The sequence below is a fragment of the Citrobacter telavivensis genome (genome assembly GCF_041807075.1).
GTDB lineage: Bacteria > Pseudomonadota > Gammaproteobacteria > Enterobacterales > Enterobacteriaceae > Citrobacter_A > Citrobacter_A telavivensis.
This window is the reverse complement of the sequence record NZ_JBGUBF010000012.1, coordinates 38,551-47,866: the sequence shown is the minus strand read 5'-3', so window position 1 is coordinate 47,866 and position 9,316 is coordinate 38,551. Positions and strand designations below refer to the sequence as shown.

Genomic DNA, 9,316 nt, shown 5'->3' with positions numbered 1-9,316 from the left:
TGCAGGGGACACCATTCTATGGTTCGCCGCCCTCCGCAATAGTTCGCAAAATTCCTTACACAGCAAGCATCAAATAAAAGACCAGTTCGCCATAGTTCGCAATAGAACGTTGACAGCCGCATAGTCAGGCGGGTAAAAAACGAGTAAATAATTTTACCCACCGGAATTTTACCCATGCTCACCATCAAGCAGATCGACGCGGCAAAGCCGAAAGATAAACCGTACCGGCTGCTCGACAGCAATGGTCTGTACCTTTATGTGCCGGTTACCGGAAAGAAAGTCTGGCAACTGCGTTACAAGCTCGATGGTAAAGAGAAGGTTCTGACAATAGGTAAATATCCTTTCATGTCATTGCAGGAAGCAAGAGACAAGGCATGGCTTGCGAAAAAAGATGTGTCTGTCGGTGTGGATCCGGTAAAGGCTAAAAAACTGTCAGTCAAAGACAACTCGTTCGGCTCTATATACCAGGAATGGTACGAGCATAAAAAACAGGTATGGTCAGAGGTATACAGCACAGAACTGTCACGCATGTTCCAGGATGACATTCTGCCGTTGATTGGCGGGATGGAGATTAACGAGATAGAACCGATGCAGATACTGGAAGTGATCCGCAGGTTTGAAGATCGTGGGGCAATGGAGAGGGCTAATAAGGCAAGAAGGCGCTGCGGGGAAGTGTTCAGGTACGCCATTGTCACAGGCAGGGCCAAATATAACCCTGCTCCTGATCTGGCTGATGCAATGAAGGGATATCGCAAGAAGAACTATCCTTTTCTTCCTGCTGACCAGATACCGGCCTTCAACAAAGCTCTCTCTGGCTTCGCTGGTAGCATCGTATCGAAGATTGCGACACAGGTTTTACAGTACACGGTACTGAGGACTAAAGAACTCCGGTCCATGCAATGGTCGAACGTCGATTTTGAAACCAGGATGATTACGATCGGTGAAGAGGTGATGAAGGGGCGCCGAGTTCACCTTGTCCCCATGTCAGACCAGGTAATTTCTTTGCTTGAAACACTGAAGCCTGTAACTCAGCCGATATCAAGTTTCGTTTTCGCCGGACGCAATGACAAAACAAAGCCGATAAGCGAGAACGCAGTCCTTCTGGTTATTCGTCAGATCGGCTATGAAGGACTGGCGAGCGGGCACGGATTCAGGCACCAGTTCAGCACAATCATGAATGAATATGAATGGCCGGCTGATGCCATAGAAAAGCAACTGGCGCACGCAAACAGCGGATCAATACGTGGCATTTACAACCATGCTCAGTATCTCGATAAGCGTCGTGAAATGATGCAGTGGTGGGCTGACTACATAGACGGGAATGCCGGGTAATCACATTACCGGACAGTCATCAAACTCACCTGAACGTGCATCGTTGATGATGTACGTTATCACTCCGAATACCGGTGATGACACGTTGTAGTCGCCTGTTTGCCCAGGTATCTCTTCACGCTTGCCGTTCTCCAGATTCACCAGATGAGGTTTTGGGTGAATACGGTAGCGCTTTATCCTTAACTCATCATCTATCCTGCAAACGAGCAGAGAGCCATCACATGGTGTTAGTGAGCTATCCACGACCAGCAAGGCACCATTCTGGATGCCTTCACGCCAGTATGTTTGACCTGCTCTCATGAAGTATGTAGATGCTGGATGCTCAATAAATTTTTCGTCAAGCGATATGCTTCGCTCTACATAATCATCTGCCGGTGATGGAAATCCCATGTCATAGCCCTCCGTTAGGGTTATAGAGCATGAACAAACGGTCTTCGCCTTCTGTCGGGGATATGTCCCTGAACGTGCTTATGCTGGCCTCTATCCAGGCATTTGCATCACGTAGAGAAAAATCCCAGTTAACCTTCTTCAGTTCCCGCACAAAATCAACGGTTCGTAGTGTCCTGCGACCGCTGGGTTCAACAACTACAGCAGACCGGAATGCGGCCTCAATGTCATAACGACGCGGCATAAGTTACTCAAACCTCACATGCAACACTGTTTATATATACAGTATCTGCTATTCACATCAAAGATCAAGAGATTGATGTGAATCCCCCTTCTGTCTACAATGCTTGCCATCGACGCATCAATAAAATTATATAGTTACAGGTTATGGAATGATTTCTAATGGCTGAGAAAAATTTCAGGAAAGATATTAATGGGCTTCGCGCCATTGCGGTATTATCCGTTCTGGTTTTCCATTTTAGCCCATCTTTTTTACCGGGTGGTTTTGCTGGAGTTGATGTTTTCTTCGTCATCTCAGGTTTTTTAATGACATCAATAATTTTCAGAGGGGTAGAAAATAACAATTTTTCAGTTGTTAAATTCCTGATTGCAAGATGCAAAAGAATAGTTCCTGCGCTAGTTGCTGTTGTGGTTGTGCTTCTTATTGTTGGGTATTTAATTTTTGAGCCATTGACCTATCAGGTTATAGGGAATCACTCATTTAGTAGTTTATTATTCATTTCTAATTTTACTTATTTTTTTGAGTCTGGTTATTTTGATGCAGATTCAAGAAGTAAATTTTTACTGCACACATGGTCGTTATCTGTAGAGTGGCAGTTTTATATTATTTACCCTATCATTGTTTATGCTTTATCAAAAATATTATCATTATCAAAAATTAAGATAGCCGTTGTAGTCGCAGCGGTAGTATCTTTGTCGCTTTCTGTTTATGTTTCATACACAGACCCGTCAGCGGCGTACTTTATGCTTTATACCAGAGCGTGGGAGATGATGGTTGGTGGCCTCGCGTTCCTGTACCCTCTCGCTCGGTACAAAGAGCATTCCGGTAAGATTGAAATCGCTGGTATCGCGCTTATTGCTGCATCCATTGCTCTAATCAGCGATAAAACTCCGTGGCCTGGTTATGCAGCATTGTTACCTGTGGTTGGTGCATACTTTGTTATTCTTGCAAATAATGAAAACTCGATACTTTCAAATATTATTCTTCAAAAGGCTGGCTTATGGTCTTACTCAATTTACCTTGTGCATTGGCCTGTTATTGTCACATTAGGTAAATTTAATATTGATGTTGGTTTTTTAACTTACTTGTATATTGTTTTGGCAATTTCAATAATACTCTACTATACAGTTGAAAAGAGAAGAAGCTACGGCCTTGGCCTTTGCTGTATGTTTGTTATTGCTCTCTATGCATCTTATTATGTCAGTGAAGACGGAATTAAATCAAGAGTCGATGAAAAATTCGGACTGTCAGCAAAAGAGTTTCATGCAAAGTACTATGGTGGTTCTGGAACACCTCAAGGAAACGGAATTCAACTATTTAACATAAACAATAATGAGCCTGAATTCATTATAACTGGTGACAGTTTTGCAAGGCAGTATTCTACTTTTTTGAAAGAATATGGAAAGCCTTTTGCAGCAGTATTCCAGGATGGGTGTATATCAACAAATAATTACGTTAGGTTTTTTACAGACAAAATTGCCAAAGCATGTACAGATAGGTCTAAGTACTTCAATGAATCACTTATAAAATATAAATCAAAGTACGTACTCTACGCTCAAATATGGAGTAGTGACTGGAAGTTTAAAAATTTATCCACTGGTGAAGAGGTTGTTGATGATAATGCTAATATTGTCATAAATGAATTAACTGACATTGTTAATTCGGAGGCCTTTAGATCCACCAATGATAGAAAGCTATTTGTAATTGGAAAGACACAGGGCACTGAATATCTGGTTTTTGAATGTCTTGCTAAAAACCCTCTTCCTATAAATACTATTTTAAAGCTTGAATGTCCTGCAAGAGAAGAAAAAAGAGAAATTATTGAAAATAAAATATTAGAAGAATGGGCAAGCAAAACTAAAGGTGTTTATTTCATTAACCCTAATGACGCTTTATGTGACGCAAAAAATTGCATTGTGCAAAGCCCAGAGGGTGAACCAATTTATTCTGACAAAATTCACCTTACAAAATATGGCTCTGAGATTGTTGGTAAATATATATTCAATAAAATATCTGAAGTTATGAGTAAGTAAAACGGTGGCCTTGTAAGGCCACCTTAATAACCTTTAAGCTAGTTTATTGTTGTAAATGTCGTGCCATTTGAAATATATGATGGCATGGCCCTTCTGTATCTGTTTGCTGATGTGCCTGTGTTCTCTGCATTCCTCTGCAGTGTTGCCGTTCCTGTTGGTGTGCTATTTACATGGATATTTTCAATAATAGGACATACAGGCACCTGCAAAGTTTGTGTGTTGTCAATTGCCCACGTATCAGGGAACTGGAATATTATGTTTCTCACTATGGCGCTATTGGATCCTACAAGACTAATTCTACCGCAATTTGGGAATGTGAGTCTTGTCATCTCTATATTATCTATCACGCTCTTATTTCCGCCAGTTACCGTTATATCGCCACCCCAAAATGAGTTTGTGAATATAACATTACCTGATGATGACAACGTGTTTCTGTTTGCCGGGGCATACATATTATTTATCTCAATACTTCTTGCGTATGGCGCTGCTATCCCTCCTGAATTAACAAACATCCGGTCTCCGCTACTAATCCATTTTCCACCACCAACAATAGTTATATTGTTAAGTTGCGCCTGCCAAGAACAACCTTCTGTTGTTACCTGTGTGTTTACACCTGAGATCATAAGGTGCCCAAGCGAAAAACCAGACGGATTAGCATGACCTGAAATTGTGCTATCAAGCCGAGATGTTAATCCCTTGACGATAACAGACATATCACTTCCCATATCGGCGGCTACTCCATTAAATGCCAATATGCTTGTATTACAATCCTGTATCCTGCCTCCAGTAATATTAACCGCGTCCATTCTGTAGCCAATGGTTTCAATGTGAATACCGCGATCGTATCCCTTAATGAAGCAGTTTGTTACCTCACCACCAACACGATCAACACTTGTCCCTTCGAATACGATACCAGCTCTGCCACCCTGTGTTGTTTCAATGACCGGGCTCTGGATGGACACATTTTTAGCACCAACATAAATTGCATCGCCGAAGTTGTCGTAAGCGCCTGCCGGCGAAGTTACCAGCAACTGGCCATCGCAGTTATAAAACGTTGAATTGTACACGATGCTGTTATCACTACCGCCTATGAACAGGGCATATCCGTAGTTGTTCTTACCGGTAACCTTGATCATTGAGTTTTTTGCGTTCGTGTGGCGTAGAGCGGTGTATCTGATGCTCTTACCAGGGAACCGTCCCATACCAACGTTATCAAAATTATAAATAGTATGGATGGGTGTATTCCCTGACAGGTCTTCAAGTTTAAGGATGATCTCAATCACGTCATCAGTGGCACCATTAGTGAAATCATAAGCAAACTTATGTAGCCCTTCTGCAATGAAGCTAACCGCCCCGCCGGTCCAGTCAGCAGGAACCTGAAACAACAGAGGGAAAGTGAACGTCATTTCGCCTTTCTGGAAGGTTTCGTACCGGATACATCCGTTTGCAAAACCCCACGCCCAGACAGCTTCACACTGCGATTTTGTAGGCGCAACCGGCATGCCTGGAAGAATTCCGAAGTCTGACCAGCGGCATACACCATCGAGCACCCGCTTGATCCGCTGCCCTGAAGAGTTAATGAAAACAGTTCCTGAGTTATCTGTTGACGTGGTATCTGCATCATCAACATAGAACGCCCCGCCTCCTCCTCCAATACCCGAATAGTAATTAACGAGCAATACTGGAATATCTGGGATAAGGTTTTCTGAATTCCTCAATGAATTAACATCAGAGAATGTGTTGTTTAATTGCCCTCGCAATGAGGATTCCCCAACACCAACCCATTTACCATCAGGATTAAGGTCAGGGTCATATACACCACCAGTAGAAGCAGGGGTTGAGTTTTCTGGTATCGTAACTGGTAACTCTCCTTTCCATCTATAATACTCACCATCACCGTCAGGAAGTGCCCAGCGTAACGCCTGATCCGCTCTAGTAAGAGTCGCTCCATTCTGGAATGAATCCATCAGCGACCATCCCATTGATGTGAGCTTTTCCTGGTAACGCACTTCCATTCCATGCCACGTAAGGCGTGGTACTCCAAATCGATCTGGCCATTGCTCATTAACCATGTCTACAGATAGGTGATCAAAGTTCTGAGCATTATCGTACAAATCTTTTGCAGCAGCGGACCCCAGCGGATTGCCGGTGTTATAAGTCGTCATATTGGCCTCATAAACGAAAAAACCCGCCGAAGCGGGTCATTGGTAATTGGTGGTAATCAGGCTACATTGCCTGGGTAAATAGCGTTGTCGTATTGATAGAATGAGTCGCGATATTCTTTGGCTGTTACCTGGCAGGTTCCATCAGATTGTGGTGCTATTTCAGAAATAATAGCGTTATAGCCAACACGCGAAGAATCGCAGAAAATAAGGCGTGGTGGTTCAATGGCTGGGTCGTTCAGGATGATATTACCAAATTCTGGCTGTTCAGGGACTGAGATCTGATAATCCCCTGCACGGGTAGCCACCAGCAACCCGGAGGTTGTCCCATCCTGATAACGGATGAGTGCACGCGGATTATCAAAACTCCAGTCTGGCGGCTCAGTAACATTAAATGTCGTCAGACCGTCAGCCGTGGTCATACTTTCAATCAGCGCACTAACCGTCTTGCTTCCCGGTATATCATCGGTCAGTACAACCCGATCACCAACGTTGTAACAGAGCGCATCCAGTTCTGTGATGGTCGTGAACGTCAAACGCTGCCTGAGATACTTCATCAGGCGACGCATACCTATCTGATACGCGCGGTCCCGGTCGAGCACTCCATCAAGCGTGTAGTCTTCGATTTTCACGGGCGTTGGATTATCCGTCGTCCTGCACTGTACTGTTTCCTCCGCCCACGTTGTCCCATTGATATACGTAACGTCCACACCGTCATAGTCGTCGTCAGAGGGAGCCACAAACGCGGTTTGAAGGTCTTCCGTCATCTCATGTGGACTGATAACACCAGACCAGGGCTTAACGCCTTCACGCGCGACTGATGCCAGCCCGTCAGTCAGCAGAAAATAACTTTTCCCTGCGTTGGCAATCTTCTGCAAAACCTCCAGTGCCGATGTACTGTCTGTGGTCTCGAAGTCAAAAAACTCATTGTCAGGCGTCCAGTACATGCTTTCCAGACCATTAATGGCGTCAGTATCCATATCCAGACCCAGAGAGTTACCAACGTGGTACAGCGCGCCAGAGATGCTGCGCGCCGCGCCAGTGTCGTAAGTCCTTGTAGCTACAACGTTCACCCGACGATCGGACTGCGCGGCCAGTTTGCCGCCGGTTTCCACCGTGACGCCCATAGTCGTTACGCCAGCGTACGATGACGGTCTGGTCAGAAGGCGACCACGCAACGATTGCCAGTACATGTTATCGCGGCTGTTGTCCTGCCCCTGCTCGTTAGTGCGCCGGCAGCGAACTTCAACGAGGCCAGGAGAGCTTAAAGTGACGCGTTCAGTGTACCCGAGACCATTGATGTTCTGTGTATTGTACGATCCCGTTTTGCTGCTCCATCCTGATCCTGAACCATACACCCGATACTGGATCTCCCATCGAACCTCTCTATTCTGTTTTTTACCCTTTTTGTTGTAACCGCAAATTCCATTCGGGAAAAAGAAATTAACTTCGAACATGTCGATTGTTTCATTTTCCGGGCACGCCATGAATGGCCCCATCCATGTATCATTCTGGTTCACTCCAGAAGCATCGAAATCAAGAACCGTTCTGGCAACAAACCCCGGCCAGGTATTATCAACTACACCGTTGACCAGACGCCTGAGTGTTACGCTGCTGCCATCAACATTGAGAATTTTGTACTGATTGCCCGCATGGGACAGCGATAGACGAATATAACCTTCCGGAATGCCCGTAAACGGTGCTCCGACCGAACTCTCATAGGCAAGAGTTACTGATGCAGTCACTACGTCACCGCCGGGCGGAGCTGAGTGTGGAGTGTAAGATGCAATGAAGAGGTTATAGTCAACACTGTTGTACCAGAGCGCGACTGGCATTCCGACATATGGGGCTATTTCAGCCAGATTATCGCTGGTGATTCGGCTGTATGCGCCATCATTAGTGACAACAAATGAATCAGGAACGATGAGTTCAACCACTGCACCTGCAACCCACGATTCCGGTAATTCATTGGTCGCCGGATCGTCATCATCGGTACTTAGCCCGTTAAATGTGATCGTACTGCCTGAAACTGTCAAAGACTGCGCAACAACGTCTTCCGTATCTGGCGCAGTCTGGGCCATATCCAGACCGGCCCCAGAAGATGTTCCGCCCACTTCTGTAGAGTTGAACCAGTTCTCACTACGGCGATCACCTGCGACATTCTGACCGGGTAGATACAAAGTATGAGCGAATCCATCACCCAGTGATGAAACTGGTGTGGCGCCGACGCGTATATCGCCATTACCAAATGAGAACAACCCAAACCCTAAAGCGACAAACATTTCAACGGTCATCACTGTCGGGTCGTCAGGGTTAAAACGTGTTACCGGCTGCACCACGTAATCTGGGTAAATACGACGGCGGCCGAACAACTCGCGAATCGGATCGCCCAGTTTTGCCCGGTTCGCTTTCGCAGGGTTAACGTCCAGTGAATCGCCTGTCGAGGATGAAAAACCGCCAGGGTCCGCTGCACCCGGCGCAAAGAACAGAGCATAAGCAACAGATGCGACCGAAACAGCAACAGCAACCCATGCAAGCGCAACAGCCGTATAAGGGATCGGGAAAATTTTCACATCACTGTCTGGTTTAATTGCAAAATCAAACCATGCCGACGGCGGGATATTCTCACCATCAACTTCAATAGCAACCGGATGCTTCATATCAGCACGATAATTTTCAACGTTTCGCTTCATCCATTGATGAATCGTCATCGCGCCATGTTGATGTGTTTCCAGCGGTTCCCCTGGCAATCTGGAGGGGTAAAGTCTTATTGTCACGCCCAGAACTCCACTTTGACGAACCGACGCATGAAACGCGCCAATGGCAGAAATGTAACGTTTGTTTTATGGTTACACTCCGCAACGTAAAGTTGGCCATTGATATTCACTACCACGGCAACATGTGCCACTGTTGAACCTGAATAGCATGCAACACCGGCTCCCTCACACGGTTCACATCGACGAAGAGAACGCATAAGCTTTCGTGCTTCCCGATCGAGTCCGCCGTTATCCTTGGTTACCCCGGCAAAATCTGGCCATTCAGGAAGGCCGATATCACGGCGGACTTCATTCAGTACACCAAAGCAGTCAAGTTCAGGGTAAGTTCGCCCGCCCTTCAGCCATTTTACCGAAAGGTATTTATCAGGATTAAACATTGAATCC

Annotated in this window: 7 protein-coding genes; 2 read left to right on the top strand and 5 right to left on the bottom strand. The window is 45.5% G+C overall.

The annotated features are described in order from the left end of the window. Positions 1-174 precede the first annotated feature (174 nt). A complete protein-coding gene (locus ACERJC_RS24420) occupies positions 175-1,332 on the top strand; it encodes a tyrosine-type recombinase/integrase (RefSeq protein ID WP_373672698.1) in 1,158 nt (385 codons plus the stop codon). On the opposite strand, the gene ACERJC_RS24415 is transcribed toward ACERJC_RS24420, so the two are convergent. Beyond that, a complete protein-coding gene (locus tag ACERJC_RS24415; protein WP_373672697.1) occupies positions 1,333-1,722 on the bottom strand; it encodes a HumD family translesion DNA polymerase in 390 nt (129 codons plus the stop codon). It lies immediately after the preceding gene. A gap of 1 nt (position 1,723) precedes the next feature. Next, positions 1,724-1,963 (bottom strand): DNA polymerase V, encoded by a 240-nt coding sequence (locus tag ACERJC_RS24410; protein ID WP_090050952.1) that lies wholly within the window; start codon positions 1,961-1,963, stop codon positions 1,724-1,726. A gap of 158 nt (positions 1,964-2,121) precedes the next feature. Here ACERJC_RS24410 and ACERJC_RS24405 point away from each other — a divergent pair, with 158 nt between their 5' ends. Further along, entirely contained in the window at positions 2,122-3,993 is a 1,872-nt protein-coding gene (locus ACERJC_RS24405; RefSeq protein WP_373672696.1) for an acyltransferase family protein, read from the top strand. A 38-nt stretch (positions 3,994-4,031) separates the two neighbouring features. Here the strand turns inward: ACERJC_RS24405 and ACERJC_RS24400 are convergent, their stop codons facing one another. Genes ACERJC_RS24400 through ACERJC_RS24390 form a run of 3 tightly spaced genes read right to left on the bottom strand, consistent with a single transcriptional unit; the run spans position 4,032 to position 9,309 of the window. Beyond that, positions 4,032-6,158 carry a putative phage tail protein gene (locus ACERJC_RS24400; protein ID WP_373672695.1) on the bottom strand — a complete coding sequence of 709 codons (2,127 nt, stop codon included), beginning with the start codon at positions 6,156-6,158 and terminating at the stop codon, positions 4,032-4,034. Between the two features lie 56 nt (positions 6,159-6,214). Then, complete coding sequence (locus tag ACERJC_RS24395) at positions 6,215-8,932, bottom strand: host specificity factor TipJ family phage tail protein (protein WP_373672694.1); 2,718 nt, start codon at positions 8,930-8,932, stop codon at positions 6,215-6,217. Then, positions 8,929-9,309, bottom strand: coding sequence for a nitrite transporter (locus tag ACERJC_RS24390; protein ID WP_373672693.1), 381 nt, complete (start codon positions 9,307-9,309; stop codon positions 8,929-8,931). The genes ACERJC_RS24395 and ACERJC_RS24390 overlap by 4 nt, the downstream gene beginning before the upstream one ends. Between the last annotated feature and the right edge of the window lie 7 nt (positions 9,310-9,316).

What these genes read in the sequence shown, in the direction of transcription:
- ACERJC_RS24410 (WP_090050952.1), bottom strand. Translation starts at nt 1,963, where the DNA reads ATGCCGCGTCGTTATGACATTGAGGCCGCATTCCGGTCTGCTGTAGTT.
- ACERJC_RS24405 (WP_373672696.1), top strand. Translation starts at nt 2,122, where the DNA reads ATGGCTGAGAAAAATTTCAGGAAAGATATTAATGGGCTTCGCGCCATT.
- ACERJC_RS24420 (WP_373672698.1), top strand. Translation starts at nt 175, where the DNA reads ATGCTCACCATCAAGCAGATCGACGCGGCAAAGCCGAAAGATAAACCG.
- ACERJC_RS24400 (WP_373672695.1), bottom strand. Translation starts at nt 6,158, where the DNA reads ATGACGACTTATAACACCGGCAATCCGCTGGGGTCCGCTGCTGCAAAA.
- ACERJC_RS24390 (WP_373672693.1), bottom strand. Translation starts at nt 9,309, where the DNA reads ATGTTTAATCCTGATAAATACCTTTCGGTAAAATGGCTGAAGGGCGGG.
- ACERJC_RS24415 (WP_373672697.1), bottom strand. Translation starts at nt 1,722, where the DNA reads ATGGGATTTCCATCACCGGCAGATGATTATGTAGAGCGAAGCATATCG.